Here is a 21,923-nt window from a genome sequence, read left to right on the forward strand (position 1 = left end):
TGCGGGTGAAAGGGCGCTTCTCACGCCAACTCCGTTATGGAAATTCGGAGTTGGTCCTTGAGCGTTAGGCCCACGGCCCAAGAACTGCTTGAGGTCCAGGAGTTCTTCGGGCTCCCAAGCCCTGGCTTGGTCGAGAAGGACTGGCACGTCGTCAAAGCGCTCGCCGCCATTACCGCCGTCGATCCGGGTGAGTTTCGTCTGGTGTTCGGCGGCGGCACGGCCCCGCAAGGCGAAGGACGCCGCATTGGAGGGACGGTTCAGCATCAACCCGTCCATCACCAATGAAGGGTGTTGGAACGCGCTTGTCCTTGACGATCTCTTTGACACGGGCGCCACGATGGACGCCGTCTGCAAAACGCTGCGCACGTACAAGAAAATCAACCACGTCTACGCCGCTTCGATCACATGGAAGTAATGCCATGACCACTGTCTTCATTGCCGGATCAATCTCCATCAGCCGCCTGCATGAGAAGGTGGCGGATAGGATCAACAAGATCGTGTCTTCAGACTTCAACGTCGTGGTCGGAGACGCCGATGGCGCCGATACCTCAATTCAGGAATGCCTCCAGCGGTACCAGGCCGGAAAGGTGACCGTGTATTGCACCGGGGACTCGCCCCGGAACAATGTCGCAGAATGGCCGGTCCACAGGGTCGTCTCGAAGGCGAAGGCGGGCACGCGCGCCTATTTTACTGCCAAAGACCTGGCGATGGCGCGCCACAGCGACTATGGCCTCATGGTCTGGGATTGCAAAAGCACCGGCACGCTCAGCAACGTCATCGAGCTTCTTCGAGAAAAGAAGAAGTCCGTGGTCTTCGTGAACAAGAACAAGGATTTTGTAACCGTATCGGACAAGGACGACTTGGAGCGCCTTGTCGACTTCATGTCGGAAAATGCTCGCGCAAAAGCGGAAGAGAAGATCGGCCTCACCGCGAAGATCGCTAGCGTTGCCCACGAGCAATTCTCGCTGGACATTGGTGCGAATAGTGAATCGTCAGCAGGCCCGGTGAACGATCTGGAGCAGTCAGCACCAGCAGAGGCGAGCCCGGAGCAGAGCGAGAGTGCAAAGTTGCGCGCAGTGCTCATGAGGGCGCTCAAGGAGCATATTTCCCGTGCGCATCTAAGCCAGTCTCAAGCGGCCAAGGTCTTTGGCGTGACCCAGCCGCGGATCTCCGACCTCACCCGTGGCAAGGTCGACCTTTTCGGCCTCGACGCCTTGGTTAATATGGCCGCTACCGCCGGCTTACGCGTGGAGATGCACGTTCGCGACGCCGGCGTTGTCGCTCGCTGACCCCGACGCTCCCGAATGCGCCAATCCGACCAGGCGCGATTCGAACTTTCTCACCGCCGATTGCCGCCGTTTCTACGCTTCTTCACCGCAGGCCATTTTTCGGGCGGCAATCGGCGGTGTTCGGCGTTCTTAAATCGCGCAGATTTGGAAGAATTTGGCGCACCCGACACGATTCGAACGTGTGACCTTTGCCTTCGGAGACCAAGCTCTGAATATGGACGTCGCTCGGACATGATGCCCGAGCGACCACATTGGCCCCAGCGGTCGAGGCCAGTGCCTACACGCCACGAGCAAAACTCGTCGGCGCGAGGCCCATGCACTCGATCTTGATCCTGTAATGATCGTAATGGCAAAGGCGAAGCTAGACGGCAGGACATATCCGTCCAGCTGTGGATCTGCGCCGACACATACGGCATCGCTCGTCATTTTGCGGGTCATGGTGGCTACGCACAGCAGTCGATCCCAAATTTCATTTGAGCCTCATCAGAGCACGCACAACAGCGGATGGAGGGTCTGAAGTTTTGTATTTTCACACGCTATGTCCGTAGAGAGTGCCAAGAGTTTGAAACGTTCCTCTTACCAACGTGGCTCAGGCTGGTAGGCAATTTGCTCTAATGCCTTATTGGCATCACGGCGGCCCTGATAGCTGCCGATTTGCGTCCCCACATCTTCCAAGGTCGCAACGCGAAAAAGATTCCAGCGTTTATCTTTGTCCAGACAAATACGAAATGCTCGGCCGTTGCGTCGACAGTAAAGGTCTTTGCGGCCCTCTACAGGCGTCCAGCCACAATCTGCACCTGAGAGAAATCTTTGCTGCGCTTGGATGCGTTCTTGCTCTCTTGCTCGGCGACAAGATTGCTCCCGCTCCATCGCTAAGCGGCTTTCTTCGGCCTCGATGTATTCTTGCAAAGCGCCGATGATGGCGGGCATATCGATGCCCTGCATCTTTTCCATCTCGTAAAGCGCGAGGCAGCCCTCCTTTAGCTCGTCGTTGGGATAGGAGGTGTAGGGCTCCTCCCAGATAGCCCGGAGTCGTTGAGCTACGTCAGTATGCGTCAGATGGGGGCCGGGGAGATTGTTCAGAAAAGTTCTCAGGTCTTCCGTGGGAATCCAGCAAGGTGCTGCTGCCTTTATAATATCCTCTCGCACACCTTCCCATTTGGACCAAATGGAGCCCGCGCGATCTACGGCTCGGACAATCTCCTGGGCTAGCTTTTGTAGACTGTGGTGATCCCGGATAAGCCGAAGGGAGGGGCTTTTGACGTAATCAGATAGCTTCGAGATGACGGTGTACAGACGATCGTTGTCCATGACCGATCCTCGTGTGATGGGAAATCGCTATCCCCGAATCCCCTTTTTGCCGGAAGTTTTACTCCAAGCTAAGGGAAGCACTTGACGAACGGGTCATGATTTCGATTTTCCAGTCCAGCATGTCGAAGCACAAAGGGATTTGGCCAAGACTTATTGGCATTTTCGCAGCCATCAGCCATGCAAAAGCGCTGGGTACACTGGCGGGTATACTGAGGAAGCCGCTTTGGAAAAATGACGTGTTTTCAATTTGATAGGCGAAGGTTCGATGCCGCCACTGGGCACCATTACCTAGTCCACAACAGTCAAAACCAATTGAAATCGCATCGCTTTCGGCTGCATCGTAGTCTACAGACGTCCACCGAAATCCACCTAAAAGGCCAACATCGTTGGCCTCAGTGTTGGCCCCGGCGGATGCTGTTGGCCTCGGGGTGCTGCGGTGGCGCTGACGAAATCCGCGTTGAACGGCATCGTGAAGGTGTCGGACGGCGGTGGCCTTCAGCTTTGGATCAAGCCGAACGGAACGAAGGCTGTGGTGCGTGGCCTACAGATTCGACGGCAAGCAACGAAAACTGTCGCTCGGCGAATATCCCGCCGTCGGCATCGTTGAGGCGCGCCTGCAGCGCGACGACGCGAAGCGACTGTTGAGCGAAGGCGTCGATCCGGCCGAACCGCGGCGCGCCGAGAAGGCGGCTCGGAAGACCGCAGCCGCTGTCACGTTCGACGTCGTCGCCAACGAGTACCTCGCGAAGTTGACGCGCGACGGCCGCACCGACAGCGCCGTCGACAAGAACCGGTGGTTGCCCGCGTCAAGCTCTATGTGAAGCTTCCTGAGTGAAGCTTCCTGACTGGTTTTCAGTTCCGACGCCGATCGGCAGCTACAACCCGGATTGGGCGATCGTCATGGATATGGGCGAGGGCCAAGACTGGCTTTATCTGGTACGTGAAACGAAGGGATCGACTGATTTGAATAAGCTGCGTCTGGATGAAGCTCGAAAGATCAAATGCGGCGAGAAACATTTCATAGATACATTGGGTGTCAACTACAGCGTAGTTACATCAGCGGCGGAATTGCCGTAGTCGCCGGACCATCGAAGTGCGTTCATATCGCTTGTCCGCGACTAATTTTCTCTGCGCTCTTGTTGCACCGCGCGCACCAAGGCAGGCGCGTCAAAGCCTAGAATTTCCGCAAGCTCTATAAATTCAACAACATCAATCCGCCGCTGGCCGCTTTCGAGCCTTGCCACGAAGGACTGATACTCGCCCAGCCGCTCGGCAAGGTCGGCTTGCGTGAGGCCCGCCGCTTCTCTCTTTTGAATGAGAAGGTCTATCAGCGCCTTATGGCGTGCCGATCCAAGCGTTTTGCCCAATTGTGCCCCGCCGCTGCCGATGCGGGGTTTTCAAATAATCTGAAATCTGGATTATCTTAAAATCAGATAATCAATTGGATCGGCTGCGATGATCTTCGGGAGCGCATTCGTCGTTGCATTGGCTACGCTTCCGATGTGGGGAACGCCGGTCTGGCATATTTGGGAACTGGACATACGGCCGCGCCTGATTCCGGCTGAAACGATCCAGCAACTGGCCGACAAGCTTGTTGCCCTGCACGGGTCACGCGCCGAAGAAATGGCCTTCATCGAAGAGGATCGAGCGTGGCGCTATTCCGAAACCTTCGAACAAAGGAAATGGCGTCGTGTCCGCCATGAGCTTGCACGGCGCTATGAAGCCAAAGTATGGCCGAACCGGCGACAAGGTGGTCTATAGCTATACTTTGCTTCGATACGTCCATGACGTGCTAACGGGCGAATGCCTCAATGTTAGGTGTTCTCCTTGTCGTTCCGACGATGGGGCGCGTTCTCTTCAAAACATGCGATACGATTGACCTTGACGGCGATGCTTTTCACGCTGCTATGCATGCCGTGCATCGAAGCCTAAAACTGACGGCGGGCTCAAGCCTCGCCAACAGTGATGCCGCTGCGATCGCGCGAAATGCCGTCCCAAATGACGATAGTTCGCTTCAATGGTCGCTGCCGGGAATCGGGTTAACGTGATCAGCTTTCGATGGTCGATCTCCACAGGACGCGCGACCAGTACGGTGCCGCCGAAACCGCTGCGCTGGCGCATGAGGTCATGACGTCCGATGCGCAGGCGCGCGGTGACAGATTCCCGGCCTGGCAAAAGGATCCTCTCCGCGAGACGCTTCGCGCCATCGAAGGGATACCAAAAGATAAAGCGTTCGTTGATGGCTATGCCGAATTTCAGCGCGACATGGTCTATGGCGAAAGACCGGATTTCAACACCGCAATGGCGCCGCTGAAAGTTCTCGCCGACCGTCTTGGAAAATTGACTGGCTGAGGAGCTTCAGTAAGCCGCAGGCGTGCCTCTGCGTACTGCAGACGAGAAGAGAGGCATGAGCGGACAGAGATTATCGCTATTCGTCTCGAACTCCGGCTAAAGCCCGCCGCCAGCCAAGAAGCCATATTCCGGGAGGCGCCGTTGCGCCTCGGGCGACATCAGGTAAAGCGCGAAACGATAGGCGGCTTCCTTGTGATCCGCTTCCTTGATTGTCGTCAGTATCGTCAGGCCATAGTCAATGGGAACGGCAAGCGCTTGAGGCACTTCGACCCGCGTGATCGGCAAATCCGACGGCTTTTCAGTTTCGGCGCCGATCTTTGTATGCGAGCTGCAGTAGCCGATGAAGACGTCGGCTTCGTGCCGTGTGAAAAAATAATGCGTCGCCGTTTCGCCCGCAGGCAATTTAGAGCTGGTCGGTCCGCCAACCAACTGACGCGCGTTTTTGACGAGCGCTTCCTTGGCCCCGGCGCGAACCGTCTCCGCTCGATCGAAGAATTGCCAGGCGTAGTCGCCCCCCGGATCGGCACCGGGCGTGGACGTTCCGATCTTTGTGGATGGCTCAAGCAATTTGTCGAGCAGAGTTGCTTGGGTAAGGCCGAGATCCGCACGGCCCGTCACGCAAAGTCGATTCCTGGCGAAGATGACAGGGCGCGTGCCAAGCCCTTCGACGAAAAGTCGCCGCGGATGCGCCATATTGGCGGAAACATAAATGTCCGCGCCGCCTTCCTTCCTGATTCTGTCCGAGAGCAGACCTGCCGGGCCGAATGTGAATGCGAATCTCTGGCCCGTCGCCTTGGTGTAATCGTCTGCAATCGCAGCGAGGACTCCGCGCGTGCTGCCGGCCGCGTAAACCCGCAACGGCGCCGCCTGTTCCTGCGCTTCAGCGCAGCGTGTGACGACGATCGCCGCCAGAGCGAGAATGCTTGCGCATGTGGCTGCTATGATGCGGGTCTTCACAGTTCAACCTGCAACGATGCGCGGAAAGTCCGCGGCGCGCCCAAAGTACCGGTCGCCGAACCTGTCGCATTATATCCATTCTGAGCGGCCGGCGTCACGTTGGCCCAATAATGAAGATCCCCGATATTGAAAACGTCGAACCTGAACGTGACCCGCTTGTTGGCGACGAGCTGCGCGTAGCGCATGCCAAGATCGAACACGGTATAACCGGAAACATACGATGTGTTCGCATAGTTGGTGGGCCGGTTCGTCGCGTAGGTGACATTCCCGCTGAACGTCAGTCCCTGAACAGTGGGCACATGATATTCGACCAAAAAATTCGTGACGAATTGAGACAAGCCCAGAATGCGTTTGCCGTCGGTTTGAGGCGAGCCCGTGTTGTAGAGCCGAGGGTCAATGAACGTCATCCCGCTGAACACCGTCCATTCATCGTTGATGGCGCCTGACCCCATCAGCTCAATTCCGCGATTGATCTGTGTCCCTTTCACGGAAAAAATGTTGTCCGTTCCGGTGTAAGCGTAGGGCCGTTCGATTCTGTAGAGCGCGGCATTCAGATTGAAGCGCCCGAAATCGAATTTGACGCCAAGTTCATTTTGATTGCTTCGATAGGGGGCCAGGACTTGGCCCTGATTGGCCGTGCCGGCCGGCGCGCTGTCGCCTTGCTGCAAGCTGTCCGCATAGGTGTAATAGGTTGTTATGTCCTTACGTGGCTTGAACATGATGCTGCCGAGCGGGCTCCATCCAGTAGCACTGGACGCGCTCGTGAGGCTGCCAACCGAGTTGTAATTGTGGGTGTCGATCCAACTGTCGCTGATCGCGCCCATCACTGACCATTGATCGTTGAAAGCGACAGTGTCACCCAAGGTAAGCGACTGCTGGAAGGTGTTCACGGATCTGTAGCGGTTTTTGAAATCCGGGAAATTCGGCTCGGGGTAGACCAACGGATTGTCGAGACTGGCGCTTCCGGCCCTGATGGCGCCCGTCTTGAACGGCGTGTAGCGATCCCACACAAAACCGTTTGTGGCGAGAACCAGATCGTGCTTGAGCGAACCTGTCTCGAAACGGCCGTTCAGGGCGGCTTGATTGCTATTGACCGTGTCGAGACTATAGGTCGTTGTCGCTGCGGTCGTTACGTAATTTCCGGCGTTGTTCGTGATCGTATTTGTCGGAACGGTAGAGGCGCGATCGCTGGTATTGCGCGAGACTCCGGCAGAGAAGCTCCAATTCTCGTTAAAATCATGCTTGATGCGACCACTCAGGAATGTTGTCGTATTGTCATCGCCTCCCCATGGCTGGCCGTAACCAACCTTTGTCGGGTCGACCGCCGCTGGAAAGAGGACGCCCTTTGCAACGGCGAACGTTCCGGGCAATCCCTCTGTTTTGTAATGATAGATGCTCGCATTCGTCTCGAGAACCGTGTCGGGACTGAAGTGAATATCGCCGCCGAAACTGGCGAGTTGGCGCTGCAGCCGGCTGTTGTCGACGTAGCTTGCGCCATCCTGATCGAGAAGGTTCAATCGATAGCCGAAGCGATGTTCCGGGTCGGCGAAGCCGCCGAGATCGGCGTGCGCGAGCCATTGGCCCGTGGAAAGATAGCCCGCCGTTAAACGCTGCAATGGATCGGCGGTCGGGCGCTTCATGACGTAGTTGAAGGTTCCACCCGGTTGAGCCGGGCCAAACAACGCGCCGGCGATCCCGTTCAACACGTCAATGCGTTGAAATTCTTCGATCGGATATTCAGTTGTTGCGGCAATATTCAAGCCATCGATGCGCGTGTTTTGCACGACGCTCGCTTGAACGCCGCGCGTCTGCGGGCGGACGTTCTCGCCCTGAACCGAAGGAATGAAGCGGAACGCTTCACGCACGCTTTGGATCTGCTGATTCTCGGCGAAACCTTCTGAAATCGTGTTGACCGAGAACGGCGTGTCAAGCAGGGACTTCTTGCCCAGGGGCCCGAGTTCTACGCGGTTGACCTTATAATCAGGGGTCACGTCGGCCGCCTGCGACGCGTCGCTCCGGACATCGATCGTCGGAAGCATCTCTTGAGCCGACGCACTTCCACACAACGCTACCAGGATCGACAATGGAGGAATTCTGCGAAAGCGGTAACGCTTGTGGCGACGATCGGACGGCATCTGGCCTTCCTTTATTGTACACATTGATATATACGTATGCATATAACGATAATGCTGCATAGGGTAAAAATGACACAGCGTCCGAGTTCTGTGATGGAGATCGACGGATATTGCTGATTACTCGAACGTCGCAATGCAGGTCACACGTGAACTTGGCGTTCAAACGAAAACTGCCTGACTTAATCTGATGAAGCTGCGGAAGCGCGCCGACCGGAGTGGTGATGGGGACGCTGTTTGGCTTCGCGCCGGTGGTTCGCGTCGCGCGGCTGGACCCGGTGGTAGCGCTGTCAAGTCAGTAGGAACGAGGAATGGGAGAAGATGACGAGATTTGCAACAGGGGCGGCACGTCTGGGGTTTGTCGTCGTGCTCGCCGTTCTTGCGGCTGCGGTGCAGGCAGACGCGCAGCAGCAAACGTTGCCGGCGACCACTGCCTCGCCATTATCTTCAACGCCATCATCGCCGATATCGTCAGCAACTTCACCTGCGCCGGATGCGGCGGCGACCGCCGCGCCGGCATCCGGAGAGAGGCCTGCGCCACCTGCGCCTGATGCCGCCACGCAGGGATCTCCGCCCGCATTGTCGTCCGAGCCGACTGCCGCGGATGCGCGGCCTGCTCGAGGTGTGGCGCCGGCTTTTGTCCTACCGCAGGATTTGTCGCCATGGGGGATGTTTCTGAATGCCGACATCATCGTGAAGTCGGTGATGATCGGGCTGGCGTTTGCTTCCTTTGTGACCTGGACGATATGGCTCGCCAAAGGCGTTGAACTGGCGGCGTCGCGGCGGCGGGCGAATGCCTGCATGCGCAAGCTCACTCGCGCTCACAACCTGGAAGCGGCGCGCGCCGAGATTGCGAACGTCTGGGCCGGCAAGAACAGAGCGGCGGACATGATCGAAGCCGCGGAGAGCGAACTCCGGCAGTCGAAGGATCTTTCAGCCGAAGGCATCAAGGAGCGCCTTGCCATCGCGCTGTCGCGCATCGAGGCCAAGGCCTTCCGCGACATGTCGCGTGGCACCGGACTCCTGGCCACGATCGGCGCCACTTCGCCCTTCGTCGGCCTGTTCGGCACGGTGTGGGGAATCATGGACGCCTTCATCGGTATCTCGCAGTCGCATACCACCAATCTCGCGGTGGTGGCGCCGGGCATCGCCGAGGCGCTGCTCGCCACCGCTCTCGGTCTTGTGGCCGCCATTCCGGCGGTCGTCATCTACAACTTGTTTGCCCGCACGCTCGCCACCTATCGGGCGTTGCTGTCGGATGCTTCCGGCGTGATCCTTCAGCTCATCTCGCGCGATCTGGAACGGCTGGAGCGCGGACTGGTCTTGTCGGTGATGTCGCCGTCGCGCGATTGCCCCGCCGCCGAGTGATGTGCCATGGCCGTATCACTCAAAGACCCGCAAGATGGCGGCAGCATCAATGAAATGAGCGAAATCAACGTCACGCCGTTCATCGACGTGATGCTGGTGCTCCTGATCATCTTCATGGTGGCGGCGCCGCTGTCGACGGTGGATGTTGCGGTCGACCTGCCGGTGTCGAACGCGCAGTTGCAGCCGCGTCCCGACAAGCCGGTATTCCTGACCGTGAAGCAGGATCTGACGCTGGTGCTCGGCAATGAGGACGTGCCGCGCAGCACCTTGCAGGCGGCGCTGGATCAAAAGACCGAGAACGATCACGAGCAACGCATATTCCTGCGCGCCGACGGGGCGGTGTCCTACAGCGAGTTGATGAAGGTGATGAACCTGTTGCGGCAGGCCGGCTATCTCAAAATCGCGCTGGTGGGACTGGAGGACACCGGGCAGGCAGCGGCAGCGCCGGTGGCGGCGACGCGGCCATGAGGACCGGCTGGCGCGACCTCGATCGCCGGATCGGCGGCGAAGTAACGCTGCGCTCGGCGTTGCGCTGGACCGCAGCCGGGATCGCCGTAGCCGGGCTGCATGCGGGCGGCGTGTGGCTGACGCTGAACTGGCCGAGGGCGGCCGAAGCGCCCGGCAATCCGTCGCCCGCGATCATGATGGAGCTCGCGCCGCTCGCCGTCTCACCCGAGGTGCCGCAGCAGGACATCGCGCCGGGGCCGCAGGCGGAGGAGGCCGAGGATCAGCCGGAGCCGGAGAAGCCGATCGAGGAGAAGCTCGAGCCCGAGCCCGACGTCAAGCCGGTGGAGACCGAGATCAAGCCGCCGGAGCAACCGAAGGTGGAGCAGGCGGAGGTCATGCTGCCGCCGAAGGTCGAGCCGAAGCCGCAACCCAAGCCGAAGAAGAAAAAGCAAAAGAAGGCGCCGCGCACCAGCGCGCCGCCGAGCTCGCAGACGCGCCGTGCCGACCGTGCCGCCGCACCGGCCGAGGGGCTGTCGTCATCGACATCGCGGGCTTCCTGGCACAGCGCGCTGATGGCGCATCTCAACCGCTACAAGCGCTTTCCGCGGGGCGCGACGGGCGCCGGGGTTGCCACGGTCGCGTTTACCATCGACCGTTCGGGCCGCGTGCTTTCCACACGGCTGATGCGTTCCTCCGGAGACGCCGCGCTCGACGCCGAGGCGGCCTCATTGCCGCGCCGCGCCAGCCCCGTTCCCGCGCCGCCTCCGAACGTTGGCGGCCGTTCGATCGCGCTCGCCGTTCCAATCAGGTTCTCACGATGAGCATGTCGCCGCCTATCAACGTGGGCTACAAGGTCACCGACAACTTCGAGGTGGCGGGCGGCGTCAAGAACCTGCTCAACCAGAACGTGGGTTCCGCTGCGCGACCTGTCTGATGGAGCGATCGATGGTCTCCGGGATTTCGCCGGGCTGCCGCGTGACATTACTGGTGGCGTTCTCGATCTCGTCGATGCCTTGACTTCGACCGATGAAATGGATGATCCAGTTGCACTTTCAATTGCGTCTACTCATGCGAGCGCCGGTCCGTCACGCTGCTCGGACTCCGGCGTCTCTCCGCTGCCCGAGACTGGAGCGGGATGCGAAAAAGTATGGTGCGGTTGTCCCCCCCCCCCGCATCCCACTTCTTCTCAAAATGTCGAAATCGATCACGTTCATGATTTTGGATCGACCCGATCCAAAATCATCGTGATCCGCTCGGGTCGAGCGGCAACCGATTTACGGCTGACATACGTCGCGGGCTTGCTAAACAGATGAAATGCAAAGCCGAGCGATTCGCCGCTGCATACAGATCGTCGTCTGCGCCCTGTTGCTTGCGCCGTCCGCCGCCGTTTTCGGAGGCGCGAGGTTTCTCGTGACGGCTGGCGTGATGGCGCAGGCCGCCACCCCGGCAGCCGTTGCCGACTATCGCCGCAAGCTGAGGGCGTATCAGGAAGCGCGCGCCGCGTTTGAGGAAGAGGCCGGGGTCTACTGGAATGCGATCGCCGACAAACGGCGCGTTCGCAACGCCAAGCGGCGCAACCACGAGCCCGTCACGCTCGACGACTACGTACTGACGCAGCCGCCGCTCTATGACGGGCCGGGGCGGCCGGTCAATCCGGAGCCGGAAGAAGAGCATCCGCCACGTCAACGCAAGTACATTCCCGTCGTCGCCGATCTCCTGAAGGCCGCGGCGGAGCAGTTCCGGTTCGTGCCGCAGCGTCCCAGAACCGAAGCGGATTTCAAGCGTGCCTATGCACGAGTGGCGCGCTCCTGCGGCCTGACGAAAGAGCAGGCGGTGCGGGTGTATTCATTCGAGACCGGCGGCAACGGCAATCACGACATGCAATCGGGCCTCAGCGCCTCGCGACCGGGATCGCGCGCGATCTCAACCGCGATCGGCTACAACCAGTTGCTCACCACCAACAGCGTCGAACTGCTTGCGGAGCAGGGCCACGACATCCTGCGCGCGCTCGGCGAGAAAGCGTCCCGGCTCTCGGGATCGCAGCGCGCGGCAATGGAACGCAAGATCGCGGTGGTGAAGCGCATGGTTGTTTATACGCGCTCGGTGCCGGATACCTGGAGCGCGCATGAGAAACTTGCCGATACGCCGAAAGGCTGGGCGATCCATTCGTTGGTGCTGGATATCGACGTCGGCCCCCTGCTGCAGGCCCACAAGCTGCTGACCTCGATCATCTTCGCGCGCAGCAAGGGCTACATGCGTCCGCTGACCGCCGCCGAACTGGAGATGATGAATCTCACCGGCGACGGAACCGGCCTCGACATGGTGACGATGCCGCAGGCGCTGCGCGAGCGAGTGCCGACCTCGAATTTTTTCCAGCGCCGTGGCTATGAACGTAACCCGGTCGCGATCCGTAACAACACGGTAGCGAAACTCTTGGCGGTCACCGATGTCCGGATGGACAGCAACAGCGCCAAGCCGGGCGCGCGGGAGCTGGCGGCGGCGTTCTAACCGATTAGAGCGGGTTTCGAGCGAAGTGGCTACCGGTTCGTGTAAAGAAAAACGCGTCAAATCAAAAACACGGAGCCGCGCTTCTGATTCCATCAGAAGTGGAAAGGTTCTAGCCTCCCGCCTCGGCGCTGAGGATGTCGCCGAAAAACACGCCATCGCCCGTTCCTGAACTGCATCCTCCGAAGCTGTTCGATCGCCGCAAAGTCGGCGGCGGCTCTCTGGTCTCGGCTTTTTGAGTTGTGGTGCTGCTGCCACCCGGCGCGGCCGTGTTTCATGACCATTGCAACGAGACGAGGTTCAGTATCGGCGCGGACGCTCTTCCGCAACGCGGCAAGGCGGACGCAGAGCAAACATGGTTGGAGGATTTCCTTCCGTTGCCTGCCGTTGCTTGACTTCAGCGACGTGCCGGCTGCATGAATGTCGCTCTGCCACTCGTCCGCCGAGATCGCAAGGCCGTATTTTGCCATGGTTCTGATTGCCGGGCAGAGGCCGTCATGGGGATGAAACGCGCGCGGCTCGTGAGGGCGATGCCTGAGGAGTCGCCAGGGGGAGCGCCGTGAACGAAGTGGTCGAGCTCGCGCGCCATGACGGCACCGTGGTTATCACCATCAACGGTCCTCCGGTCAATGCGTTGGGCGCGGCAGGACTCGCAGCATCGTTCGCGGGCTACCGGCGCGGTCGGTCTTTCGCTCGATACGCCGTTCGGCGAGGCGGTGAAGAAAGAACGCGAGCTTTTCCTCAATCTGCCGCATGATGGCGGCCGAGCGCAGAGCTTTCAATGTCTCGCCAGCGTCTGTCGGATATCCTGACAGATATTCAACAGGAGGTCGCCGATGACCGAAGCCGTGATTGTCTCCACCGCCCGCACCCCGATCGGCAAGGCCTATCGCGGCGCCCTCAACGCCACCGAGGGCGCGACCCTGTTCGGCCATGCGATCGGCGAGGCCGTTGCTCGGGCCGGGATCGATCCGAACGAAATCGAGGACGTGGTGATGGGCTCTGCGATGCAGCAGGGCGCGACCGGCGGTAATATCGCCCGCAAGGCGCTGCTTCGCGCCGGGCTTCCCGTGACCGTGGCCGGCGCCACCGTCGATCGCCAATGCGCCTCTGGCCTGCAGGCGATCGCGCTCGCCGCACGCTCGGTCATCTTCGACGGTGTCGGGATCGCGGTCGGCGGCGGCGGCGAATCGATCAGCCTGGTGCAGAACGAGCACGCCAATACCTTCCATGCCGAGGATCCGGCGCTGCTTGAGATCAAGGGCGAGGTTTATATGCCGATGATCGACACCGCGGAGGTGGTGGCGAAGCGTTACGGCATCTCGCGCCAGGCGCAGGACGAATACGCGCTGGAGAGCCAGCGCCGCACGGCTTCCGCGCAGCAGGGTGGCAGGTTCAAGGACGAACTGGCGCCGATCGCGACCAGGATGGCGGTCGTCGACAAGGAAACCAAACAGGTCTCGTTCAGGGACGTGACGCTGTCGCAGGACGAAGGCCCCCGTCCGGACACCACACTCGAAGGTCTCGCCGGCCTCAAGCCGGTGCGCGGCGAAGGCTTCACCATCACGGCCGGCAACGCCAGCCAGTTGTCGGATGGCGCCAGCGCCACCGTGATCATGAGCGACAAGCAAGCCGCAAAGCGCGGGCTGAAACCGCTCGGCATCTTCCGCGGCTTCGTCGCCGCCGGCTGCGAGCCCGATGAAATGGGCATCGGTCCGGTGTTTGCGGTGCCGCGCCTGCTCAAGCGCCATGGTCTTGGCGTCGATGATATCGACCTCTGGGAATTGAACGAGGCGTTCGCGGTGCAGGTGATCTATTGCCGCGACAAGCTCGGCATCGATCCCGGGAAACTCAACGTCGACGGCGGCGCGATCGCGGTCGGCCATCCCTACGGCATGTCGGGAGCGCGCCTTGCCGGCCACGCCCTGATCGAAGGGCGCCGCCGCAAGGCCAAATACGCCGTCGTCACCATGTGCGTCGGCGGCGGCATGGGCGCGGCGGGCCTGTTCGAGGTGGTGCAGTAAATCACGGACAACCGCCGTTCCCCGATGCGCAACCGCGCGCCCGGGGACGCGCGGTGTGCGAATCCAAATCCGCGGAAGATCAGATGAATGGATTTTGGATCGCCGCCGTCGCGGGGTCCGGGACGACGGTTGGACCGGTTTGATCGCTCTCCGGAAGCATGGCGCGGCGCGCTACTCCGGCCCGATCTTGGTAATGGTCTTGGGGTCGCCGCTGTCGCTGACCGAAAACTTTACCTTGTCGCCGGCATGCACCGTCTCGACCAATTTGGGATCGATCTTGAACCGCTCGGTTATGCCCTCGGGTTTCGCCGCCTCCGGCTTTGCTGCCTCCTTCGCCCCTTCCGCTTTTTCTCCCTCCGCTTTCGCGCCATCCTGAGCTTTCGTTCGATCAGGCTTGTTCGGCTCCGCTCGAATCGCGACGGTGTTGTTAAGCCGGTCGACGACCGTCACCAGGCCTTTCTGGGTCCCCGGAGGCGGCGGCGTTTCCTTGATCGTGGGCGTCGCTTGAGCGTGGGCGACCTGAGCGTGGGCCATAGCGCTGACGACCGTGAGCGCGGAGCCAGCGAGAATCATCTTTGCCAGTCTCATCGAAGATCTTTCGTTTGTTGAACAGTCATGGACAAGAGGGGAACGGACGGTTTTGTTCCTGTGAGCATCGTGGATGAAACGCATGCCAGTTTAACACCTTACCCTGTTGGCGGGAGCAGCGTGAATCAAAACGGCGGCACAACTTGACCCTGGATGCGCAATCCGCTTGCCTTGGCGCAGCCGTTGCGCACGCCCACGGGCTCGGGAAGAACATCATGGTCACCCACGTCCTCGCCATCGATCAGGGCACCACGTCCTCGCGGGCCATCCTGTTTGGCGGCGACATCTCCATCGCCGCGATAGCCCAGCAGGAATTCCCGCAGCACTTTCCGGCATCTGGCTGGGTCGAGCATGAGCCGGAGGACATCTGGACCTCGACGGTTGCGACCTGCCGCGAGGCCATGAACAAGGCTGGCGTCACGCCGAAAGACATCGCCGCCATCGGTATCACCAACCAGCGCGAGACCACCGTGGTCTGGGATCGCGCCACGGGACAGGCGATCCACCGCGCCATCGTCTGGCAGGATCGCCGCACCGCGGATATCTGCGCGCGGCTGAAGGCCGACGGTCATGAACCTGCGGTATCGGCAAAGACCGGCCTGATCATCGATCCCTATTTCTCCGGGACCAAGATCGCCTGGATTCTCGATCGCGTGCCCGGCGCCCGTGCGCGAGCGATGCGCGGCGAACTGCTGTTCGGCACTGTGGACTGCTATCTCTTGTGGCGGCTGACCGGCGGTAAGGCCCACGCGACCGACGCCACCAACGCTTCGCGCACGCTGCTGTTCAACATTCACACCGGGCAGTGGGACGACGAGCTTCTGGATATCCTGCAGGTTCCGCGCGCGATGCTGCCGGAGGTGAAGGATTCCTCCGCGCATTTCGGCGACAGCGTGGCCGGGCTGTTCGGCGCGCCGATCCCGATCCGCGGCATTGCCGGCGACCAGCAGGCTGCCGTGGTTGGGCAGGCCTGCTTTGATCCCGGCATGATCAAGTCGACCTACGGCACCGGTTGCTTTGCGCTTCTCAATACCGGCGCGACGCCGGTCACCTCGACGAACCGGTTGCTGACGACGATCGCCTATCAGTTGAACGGCCAGCGCACCTACGCGCTGGAAGGCTCGATCTTCGTCGCGGGCAGCGCGGTGCAGTGGCTGCGCGACGGCCTCGGCCTTATCAGGCAGGCCTCCGAGGCGGGCCCGCTGGCCGAGAAATCCGACACCATGCAATCGGTGTACCTGGTGCCGGCCTTCGTCGGCATGGGCGCGCCCTACTGGAATCCGAATGTGCGCGGCGCGCTGTTCGGCCTGACGCGTAACACAGGCCCCGCGGAGTTCGCTCATGCCGCACTGGAAAGCGTCTGCTACCAGACTTTTGATCTGTGGGCGGCGATGCGCGCCGACTGGCCGGAGGCCGGTGCCGCACACACCGTGCTCCGCGTCGACGGCGGCATGACCGCGTCGGACTGGACCATGCAGCGCCTCGCCGACCTGCTGGACGCGCCGGTCGATCGGCCCGTCATTCAGGAGACCACCGCGCTCGGCGCCGCCTATCTCGCAGGATTCTCCGCAGGCGTCTATCCGGAGCCAGCAAAATTCGCCGACAACTGGCGGCTCGAGCGCCGCTTCAGGCCCGCCATGAGCGCGGCGACGCGCACGCGAAAACTCAGGGGCTGGGCTGCGGCGGTGCGCGGCGTGCTGGCGAGCGATGAAAGCGAGACCCGGTAACTCTCACGGCTCGCGCCCCGCTGATGTCCAAACTGCCGCGCGCGCGGGGTCGGCGACGGGAATCGACGCAGTTCGAACGACCGCCTGGACGCATCGTTAAGCAAACTGCGATACGATCAGGCCTTGTTGCTGCGCGCAGCACCGCGTCCGCAGCGCCGATAAAGGCGCCTTCCCGGAAGGAGATTTCCAATGCTGAACCGTCGCTCGTTCTGCCAGTGTGCTTCGCTTGCGCTGTTTGCCGGCGCTTCAGTGGGGAGCGCGCGGGCCGAACCCACGGAATGCGCAGTGTTCACGCCGGATCGGCAGCAGCACATCAGTCCCGACGAGGCGATCGCGCGGCTCAAGGCCGGCAACGATCGTTTCGTCACCGGCGCGACGGTCAACTGCGATCTGATGAGACAGGTTCGGGAAACCGCGAAGACGCAGGCGCCGTTTGCGGCCATCGTCGGCTGCATCGATTCGCGGGTACCGCCCGAACTGGTGTTCGACCAGCGCATCGGCGACGTGTTCTGCGCCCGCATCGCAGGCAATTTCATCAACGATGACATCATCGGCAGTCTGGAATTCGCCACCGAGGTCTCCGGCGCACGCGCCATCGTGGTGCTCGGACATTCCAATTGCGGTGCGATCAAGGGCGCGATTGACGGCGTCAAGCTCGGTCATCTGACCGGGGCGCTCGCCCACATTCAGCCCGCGGTTTTAGCCAGCAAGGCCGAGGGCAGGCCTTCGTCGAAAAACGACGCCTTTGTTCAGGCGGTGGCCGAGACCAATGCGCGCATGGCCGCGGCGGCGCTCACAAAGCGGAGCCCGATCCTGAAGGCGCTGGCGGCGAAAGGCGAATTGCGCGTCGCGGCGGCCATGCATGATCTCGCCACCGGACGGGTGAGCTGGTTGAGTTGATGGACGTGGACGTCATTGTGCGGCCGCGGCGGCCTTGCGGCGCAGTTGACGGATTTCCTCGAAACGGGCGGTGACGTCGCGCAGCACCGACACCAGCCCGGTGATGCGGCCGGCGGCGTCCTTGACCGGCACGATGGTGAATTCGAGCGAGATACGCCGGCCGTCCTTGTGAAGCGCGGGAACGGCGAGCACGTCGCCGCTGCTGTAACGGCTCTGCCCGGTCCGCATCACCGCGCGGTATCCGGCCCAGTGCCGGGCGCGCAGGTTTTCGGGAATGATCAAGTCGAGCGACTGGCCGGTCGCCTCGTCCGCGCTATGGCCGAAGATCCTGACCGCCCCGGGGTTCCAGAACGTGACCGCGCCGTCGCGATCGGTGGCGATGATCGCGTCCGCCGATGAATGCAGCAAGGCGGCGGCGATCGCGGAGGTGTCCATCGGCTATCTCGCGATCATCCCGCCCGCGCCGCGGTCTTGCGAAGCTGCAAATGGACCGCGCACTGGCAGCCCGGCGGATGATCGGCGACGTCGGCGGATGCGTCGTTGGCCGGCGGTGGCACCGGCGTCGCGGCGGACTTTCCGGACTGGCCGGGAATGTAGTTCAAAATCGACGCCAGCCAGCGCTCGATCTCGGCGACCTCCATCCCCTTGCGGGCGGCATAGTCCTCGACCTGATCGCGTTCGATCTTGCCGACGCCGAAATACTGGCTTTCGGGGTGGCTGTAATAGAGACCGGAGACCGAGGAGCCGGGCCACATCGCAAAGCTTTCGGTCAGCTCGACGCCGGTGGCGCGGGTCGCATCCAGCAGGCGGAACAGCGTCGCCTTCTCGGTATGGTCGGGCTGCGCCGGATAGCCGGGCGCGGGGCGGATGCCTTTGTATTCTTCCCTGATGAGTTGATCGTTGGTCAGCGCCTCGTCCGGCGCATAGCCCCAGAATTCCGTGCGCACGCGCTGATGCATCCGTTCTGCGAAGGCTTCGGCGAGACGGTCGGCCAGCGCCTTCACCAGGATGGACGAGTAGTCGTCATTGGCGTTCTTGAAGCGCGCGGCGATTTCGTCCTCGCCGAGCCCGGCGGTGACGGCGAAGCCGCCGATATAGTCGGCGATGCCGCTCTCCTTCGGCGCGACGAAGTCCGCCAGCGCGGCGTTGTGGCGGCCGGCGCGCTTCTCGAGCTGCTGGCGTAGCGTGTGATAGGTCGCGATCCGCGTGGTGCGACTTTCGTCGCTATAGACCGCGACGTCGTCGCCGACGCTGTTGGCAGGCCAGAGGCCGATCACGGCGGACGCCTTGAACCACTTCTCCCTGACGATGCGGTCCAGCATCTTGCGGGCGTCGTCGTAGAGCGCGCGCGCGGTCTCGCCCACCACCTTGTCGTCGAGGATCGTTGGGAAGCGCCCGGTCAGTTCCCAGACCTGGAAGAACGGCGTCCAGTCGATCACCTCCGCCAGCTCTTCCAGCGGATAGTCGGTGAAGGCTTTGGTTCCGAGGAATGTCGGCTTGACGGGGCGATAGGCGCTCCAGTCGATCGGCACGGCGTTGGCGCGCGCGGCCGCGAGCGGCAGCCGCTTCTTGTCCTGCTGGGCGCGCAGGTGCGTCGCGGAAATCTTTTCGTATTCCGCGCGCACCCCTGCGGCGTAAGCCTCGCGCCGCTCGGGCGACATCAGAGAGGCGACCACGCCGACGGCGCGGCTCGCATCGTTGACGTGGACCACCGGACCGTTGCGGTAGTTCGGGTCGATCTTCACCGCGGTGTGGACGCGGCTGGTGGTCGCGCCGCCGATCAACAGCGGCAGGTCGAGGCCCTGACGTTCAAGCTCGGCCGCGAAATAGCCCATCTCGTCCAGCGAGGGCGTGATCAGGCCGGAGAGGCCGACGATGTCGGCCTTTTCGGCCTTCGCGGTCTCGATGATCTTGGCGGCCGGCACCATCACGCCGAGGTCGATCACCTCGTAGTTGTTGCACTGGAGCACGATGCCGACGATGTTCTTGCCGATATCGTGGACGTCGCCCTTGACGGTGGCGAGCACGATCTTGCCGGCGGACGTGCTGCTCGCGCCGTCGATGCCGGCGGCCTGGTTGCGCGCCTTCTCCTCTTCCATGAACGGCATCAGGTAGGCGACCGCCTGCTTCATCACGCGCGCCGACTTCACCACCTGCGGCAGGAACATCTTGCCGTCGCCGAACAGGTCGCCGACCACGTTCATGCCGGCCATCAGCGGGCCTTCGATCACCGACAGCGGGCGGTCCACCATCCGCCGCGCTTCCTCGGTGTCCTGCTCGATGTATTCGGTGATGCCATTGACAAGCGCGTGGGAGAGCCGCTTTTCCACCGGCCATTCGCGCCAGGAGAGATCCTTCTCCTTCACTTCCTTGCCCGCGCCGCGGAATTTTTCCGCCAGCGCCAGCAGCCGTTCGCCGGCGCCCGCGTCGCGGTTGAGGACGACGTCCTCACAGGTCTGGCGCAACTCGGGATCGATGTCATCGTAGACGATCATCTGCCCGGCATTGACGATGCCCATATCCATGCCCGCCTTGATGGCGTGATACAGGAACACCGAATGCATCGCCTCGCGCACCGGCTCGTTGCCGCGGAACGAGAACGACAGGTTGGAGACGCCGCCTGAAATATGCGCGTGCGGAAGATTCCGGCGGATCCAGCGCGTCGCCTCGATGAAATCGACGCCGTAGTTGTTGTGCTCCTCCAGACCCGTCGCGATGGCGAAGATGTTCGGATCGAAGATGATGTCTTCCGGCGGAAAGCCGACCTTCTCCGTCAGAATGTCGTAGGCGCGCTTGCAGATCTCCATTTTGCGCTGACAGGTGTCGGCCTGTCCGGTTTCGTCGAAGGCCATCACCACCACCGCCGCGCCGTGGCGGCGCGCGATCCGCGCCTCAAGCAGGAACTTCTCCTCGCCTTCCTTCAGCGAGATCGAGTTCACCACCGGCTTGCCCTGAATGCACTTCAGCCCGGCCTCGATCACGGAGAACTTGGACGAATCCACCATCACCGGCACGCGGGCGATGTCGGGTTCGGACGCGATCAGGTTGAGGAAGGTGACAATCGCCGCTTCCGAGTCCAGAAGGCCCTCGTCCATGTTGACGTCGATGATCTGCGCGCCGTTCTCGACCTGGCTGCGCGCCACGTCGAGAGCCGCGGTGTAGTCGCCTGCCTTGATGAGGTTGCGGAATTTCGCGGAGCCTGTGACGTTGGTGCGCTCGCCGACGTTGACGAAGGGAATATCGGCCGTCAGCGAGAACGGCTCCAGTCCCGACAGCCGCAGTCGCGGGGCGATCGTCGGCACCACGCGCGGCTTGTGCGGCGCGACGGCGGCGGCGATGGCGGCGATATGATCGGGCGTGGTGCCGCAGCAGCCGCCGACCACGTTGACGAGCCCGGCTTGCGCGAACTCGCCGACCAGTCGCGCCATGTAGTCGGGACTCTCATCGTACTGGCCGAATTCGTTGGGCAGGCCCGCGTTCGGATAGGCGCACACCAAGGTATCGGCGACGCGGCCGATGTCGGCGACATGCGCGCGGAGGTCTTCGGCGCCGAGCGCGCAATTGAAGCCGATGGTGATCGGGCTGGCGTGTCGTACCGAATGCCAGAACGCTTCCGGCAACTGGCCCGACAAGAGCCGCCCGGACTTGTCGGTGATGGTGCCGGAGACCATCACCGGAATGGCGATGCCGCGCTCCTCGCCGATCTCGGCGATGGCGTAGAGCGCGGCCTTGGCGTTCAGGGTGTCGAAGACGGTTTCGACCAGCAGCAGATCGGCGCCGCCGTCGAGCAGGCCATTGATCTGCTCGCCATAGGCCTTGCGCAGGTCGTCGAAGGTGACGGCGCGGAAGCCGGGATTGGCGACGTCCGGCGAGATCGACGCGGTGCGGTTGGTCGGGCCGATGGCGCCGGCGACGAAACGCGGCCTGCCGTCGCCGGATTCCGCGCGCCTCGCGGCATTGCGCGCAAGTCGCGCCCCCTCGCGGTTGAGTTCGTAGGCGAGGTCCGACATCTCGTAATCGGCCTGCGCGATCGAGGTCGAGGAAAACGTGTTGGTCTCGACGATGTCGGCGCCGGCCTTGAGATATTCGTAGTGGATGTCCTCGATCGCCTGCGGCTGGGTGAGGATCAGAAGGTCGTTGTTGCCGCGCACGTCGCGATGAAAATTCCTGAACCGCTCGCCGCGAAACGCCGCCTCGTCGAGTTCGAGCCGCTGGATCATGGTGCCCATGGCGCCGTCGAGCACCAGAATGCGCTCGCGCGCGAGGGCGCGGAATTTGTCGGCTACGGCGGAAATATTGCGGGAGGTCATGGCGGATTCGACT

General features: G+C 61.9%; 22 protein-coding genes. 15 read left to right on the forward strand and 7 right to left on the reverse strand.

What is annotated here, in order from left to right:
• The first annotated feature begins 57 nt into the window (after positions 1-57).
• Positions 58-285 (forward strand): hypothetical protein, encoded by a 228-nt coding sequence (locus ACMDCM_RS15385; RefSeq protein WP_412774358.1) that lies wholly within the window; start codon positions 58-60, stop codon positions 283-285.
• A 134-nt stretch (positions 286-419) separates the two neighbouring features.
• Positions 420-1,289 carry a helix-turn-helix domain-containing protein gene (locus tag ACMDCM_RS15390; protein ID WP_412774359.1) on the forward strand — a complete coding sequence of 290 codons (870 nt, stop codon included), beginning with the start codon at positions 420-422 and terminating at the stop codon, positions 1,287-1,289.
• A 576-nt stretch (positions 1,290-1,865) separates the two neighbouring features.
• Here ACMDCM_RS15390 and ACMDCM_RS15395 read toward each other — a convergent pair.
• Positions 1,866-2,600, reverse strand: a complete 735-nt coding sequence (locus ACMDCM_RS15395) for a hypothetical protein (protein ID WP_412774360.1) — start codon at positions 2,598-2,600, stop codon at positions 1,866-1,868.
• A 95-nt stretch (positions 2,601-2,695) separates the two neighbouring features.
• Between ACMDCM_RS15395 and ACMDCM_RS15400 the strand changes: the two genes are divergently transcribed.
• The 3 genes from ACMDCM_RS15400 to ACMDCM_RS15410 all read left to right on the forward strand — a co-directional run bounded on the left by ACMDCM_RS15400 (position 2,696) and on the right by ACMDCM_RS15410 (position 3,677).
• Positions 2,696-2,851, forward strand: a complete 156-nt coding sequence (locus tag ACMDCM_RS15400) for a hypothetical protein (protein ID WP_412774361.1) — start codon at positions 2,696-2,698, stop codon at positions 2,849-2,851.
• Positions 2,852-3,088: 237 nt separating this feature from the next.
• A complete protein-coding gene (locus ACMDCM_RS15405; protein WP_412774362.1) occupies positions 3,089-3,421 on the forward strand; it encodes an Arm DNA-binding domain-containing protein in 333 nt (110 codons plus the stop codon).
• 10 nt (positions 3,422-3,431) lie between these two features.
• Positions 3,432-3,677, forward strand: coding sequence for a restriction endonuclease (locus ACMDCM_RS15410; RefSeq protein WP_412774363.1), 246 nt, complete (start codon positions 3,432-3,434; stop codon positions 3,675-3,677).
• Positions 3,678-3,718: 41 nt separating this feature from the next.
• Here the strand turns inward: ACMDCM_RS15410 and ACMDCM_RS15415 are convergent, their stop codons facing one another.
• Complete coding sequence (locus ACMDCM_RS15415) at positions 3,719-3,967, reverse strand: helix-turn-helix domain-containing protein (RefSeq protein WP_412774364.1); 249 nt, start codon at positions 3,965-3,967, stop codon at positions 3,719-3,721.
• 88 nt (positions 3,968-4,055) lie between these two features.
• Between ACMDCM_RS15415 and ACMDCM_RS15420 the strand changes: the two genes are divergently transcribed.
• The 3 genes from ACMDCM_RS15420 (at position 4,056) to ACMDCM_RS15430 (ending at position 4,952) form a co-directional block, all read left to right on the forward strand.
• A complete protein-coding gene (locus tag ACMDCM_RS15420; RefSeq protein WP_412774365.1) occupies positions 4,056-4,361 on the forward strand; it encodes a hypothetical protein in 306 nt (101 codons plus the stop codon).
• A 50-nt stretch (positions 4,362-4,411) separates the two neighbouring features.
• Positions 4,412-4,648, forward strand: coding sequence for a hypothetical protein (locus ACMDCM_RS15425; RefSeq protein WP_412774366.1), 237 nt, complete (start codon positions 4,412-4,414; stop codon positions 4,646-4,648).
• 79 nt (positions 4,649-4,727) lie between these two features.
• Complete coding sequence (locus tag ACMDCM_RS15430) at positions 4,728-4,952, forward strand: hypothetical protein (RefSeq protein ID WP_412774367.1); 225 nt, start codon at positions 4,728-4,730, stop codon at positions 4,950-4,952.
• A gap of 96 nt (positions 4,953-5,048) precedes the next feature.
• Here ACMDCM_RS15430 and ACMDCM_RS15435 read toward each other — a convergent pair whose 3' ends face one another.
• Both ACMDCM_RS15435 and ACMDCM_RS15440 read right to left on the reverse strand, forming a co-directional pair.
• Positions 5,049-5,810 carry a substrate-binding domain-containing protein gene (locus ACMDCM_RS15435; protein ID WP_412774368.1) on the reverse strand — a complete coding sequence of 254 codons (762 nt, stop codon included), beginning with the start codon at positions 5,808-5,810 and terminating at the stop codon, positions 5,049-5,051.
• Positions 5,811-5,905: 95 nt separating this feature from the next.
• Positions 5,906-8,044, reverse strand: a complete 2,139-nt coding sequence (locus ACMDCM_RS15440; RefSeq protein ID WP_412774369.1) for a TonB-dependent receptor — start codon at positions 8,042-8,044, stop codon at positions 5,906-5,908.
• A gap of 318 nt (positions 8,045-8,362) precedes the next feature.
• On the opposite strand from ACMDCM_RS15440, the gene exbB reads away from it, so the two are divergent.
• The 5 genes from exbB (at position 8,363) to ACMDCM_RS15465 (ending at position 14,385) form a co-directional block, all read left to right on the forward strand.
• The gene (exbB, locus tag ACMDCM_RS15445) at positions 8,363-9,409 is read left to right on the forward strand and encodes a tonB-system energizer ExbB (RefSeq protein WP_412774370.1); all 1,047 of its coding nucleotides are present in this window, start codon (positions 8,363-8,365) and stop codon (positions 9,407-9,409) included.
• Positions 9,410-9,415: 6 nt separating this feature from the next.
• The gene (gene exbD, locus ACMDCM_RS15450; RefSeq protein WP_412774371.1) at positions 9,416-9,877 is read left to right on the forward strand and encodes a TonB system transport protein ExbD; all 462 of its coding nucleotides are present in this window, start codon (positions 9,416-9,418) and stop codon (positions 9,875-9,877) included.
• Positions 9,874-10,677, forward strand: a complete 804-nt coding sequence (locus ACMDCM_RS15455) for an energy transducer TonB family protein (protein WP_412774372.1) — start codon at positions 9,874-9,876, stop codon at positions 10,675-10,677. The genes exbD and ACMDCM_RS15455 overlap by 4 nt, the downstream gene beginning before the upstream one ends.
• A gap of 493 nt (positions 10,678-11,170) precedes the next feature.
• Entirely contained in the window at positions 11,171-12,364 is a 1,194-nt protein-coding gene (locus ACMDCM_RS15460) for a hypothetical protein (protein WP_412774373.1), read from the forward strand.
• A gap of 833 nt (positions 12,365-13,197) precedes the next feature.
• The gene (locus ACMDCM_RS15465; RefSeq protein WP_412774374.1) at positions 13,198-14,385 is read left to right on the forward strand and encodes an acetyl-CoA C-acyltransferase; all 1,188 of its coding nucleotides are present in this window, start codon (positions 13,198-13,200) and stop codon (positions 14,383-14,385) included.
• A 171-nt stretch (positions 14,386-14,556) separates the two neighbouring features.
• Here the strand turns inward: ACMDCM_RS15465 and ACMDCM_RS15470 are convergent, their stop codons facing one another.
• Complete coding sequence (locus ACMDCM_RS15470) at positions 14,557-14,973, reverse strand: hypothetical protein (protein WP_412774375.1); 417 nt, start codon at positions 14,971-14,973, stop codon at positions 14,557-14,559.
• Positions 14,974-15,188: 215 nt separating this feature from the next.
• On the opposite strand from ACMDCM_RS15470, the gene glpK reads away from it, so the two are divergent.
• Together glpK and ACMDCM_RS15480 are read left to right on the forward strand one after the other, a co-directional pair.
• Entirely contained in the window at positions 15,189-16,700 is a 1,512-nt protein-coding gene (gene glpK / locus ACMDCM_RS15475) for a glycerol kinase GlpK (RefSeq protein ID WP_412774376.1), read from the forward strand.
• 189 nt (positions 16,701-16,889) lie between these two features.
• A complete protein-coding gene (locus ACMDCM_RS15480; protein ID WP_412774377.1) occupies positions 16,890-17,600 on the forward strand; it encodes a carbonic anhydrase family protein in 711 nt (236 codons plus the stop codon).
• A gap of 12 nt (positions 17,601-17,612) precedes the next feature.
• Here the strand turns inward: ACMDCM_RS15480 and ACMDCM_RS15485 are convergent, their stop codons facing one another.
• Positions 17,613-18,035 (reverse strand): PAS domain-containing protein, encoded by a 423-nt coding sequence (locus ACMDCM_RS15485; protein WP_412774378.1) that lies wholly within the window; start codon positions 18,033-18,035, stop codon positions 17,613-17,615.
• Positions 18,036-18,049: 14 nt separating this feature from the next.
• Complete coding sequence (gene metH, locus ACMDCM_RS15490; RefSeq protein ID WP_412774379.1) at positions 18,050-21,910, reverse strand: methionine synthase; 3,861 nt, start codon at positions 21,908-21,910, stop codon at positions 18,050-18,052.
• Between the last annotated feature and the right edge of the window lie 13 nt (positions 21,911-21,923).

The organism is Nitrobacter sp., assembly GCF_047149785.1.
Lineage (GTDB): Bacteria > Pseudomonadota > Alphaproteobacteria > Rhizobiales > Xanthobacteraceae > Nitrobacter.

Bases quoted from the DNA above. Each gene is read 5' to 3' on its own strand.
- glpK (WP_412774376.1), top strand. From the start codon at position 15,189: ATGGTCACCCACGTCCTCGCCATCGATCAGGGCACCACGTCCTCGCGG.
- ACMDCM_RS15420 (WP_412774365.1), top strand. From the start codon at position 4,056: ATGATCTTCGGGAGCGCATTCGTCGTTGCATTGGCTACGCTTCCGATG.
- ACMDCM_RS15485 (WP_412774378.1), bottom strand. From the start codon at position 18,035: ATGGACACCTCCGCGATCGCCGCCGCCTTGCTGCATTCATCGGCGGAC.
- ACMDCM_RS15430 (WP_412774367.1), top strand. From the start codon at position 4,728: ATGACGTCCGATGCGCAGGCGCGCGGTGACAGATTCCCGGCCTGGCAA.
- ACMDCM_RS15400 (WP_412774361.1), top strand. From the start codon at position 2,696: ATGATTTCGATTTTCCAGTCCAGCATGTCGAAGCACAAAGGGATTTGG.
- ACMDCM_RS15465 (WP_412774374.1), top strand. From the start codon at position 13,198: ATGACCGAAGCCGTGATTGTCTCCACCGCCCGCACCCCGATCGGCAAG.
- ACMDCM_RS15470 (WP_412774375.1), bottom strand. From the start codon at position 14,973: ATGAGACTGGCAAAGATGATTCTCGCTGGCTCCGCGCTCACGGTCGTC.
- ACMDCM_RS15440 (WP_412774369.1), bottom strand. From the start codon at position 8,044: ATGCCGTCCGATCGTCGCCACAAGCGTTACCGCTTTCGCAGAATTCCT.
- exbD (WP_412774371.1), top strand. From the start codon at position 9,416: ATGGCCGTATCACTCAAAGACCCGCAAGATGGCGGCAGCATCAATGAA.
- exbB (WP_412774370.1), top strand. From the start codon at position 8,363: ATGACGAGATTTGCAACAGGGGCGGCACGTCTGGGGTTTGTCGTCGTG.
- ACMDCM_RS15390 (WP_412774359.1), top strand. From the start codon at position 420: ATGACCACTGTCTTCATTGCCGGATCAATCTCCATCAGCCGCCTGCAT.
- ACMDCM_RS15460 (WP_412774373.1), top strand. From the start codon at position 11,171: ATGCAAAGCCGAGCGATTCGCCGCTGCATACAGATCGTCGTCTGCGCC.
- ACMDCM_RS15395 (WP_412774360.1), bottom strand. From the start codon at position 2,600: ATGGACAACGATCGTCTGTACACCGTCATCTCGAAGCTATCTGATTAC.
- metH (WP_412774379.1), bottom strand. From the start codon at position 21,910: ATGACCTCCCGCAATATTTCCGCCGTAGCCGACAAATTCCGCGCCCTC.
- ACMDCM_RS15480 (WP_412774377.1), top strand. From the start codon at position 16,890: ATGCTGAACCGTCGCTCGTTCTGCCAGTGTGCTTCGCTTGCGCTGTTT.
- ACMDCM_RS15425 (WP_412774366.1), top strand. From the start codon at position 4,412: ATGTTAGGTGTTCTCCTTGTCGTTCCGACGATGGGGCGCGTTCTCTTC.
- ACMDCM_RS15455 (WP_412774372.1), top strand. From the start codon at position 9,874: ATGAGGACCGGCTGGCGCGACCTCGATCGCCGGATCGGCGGCGAAGTA.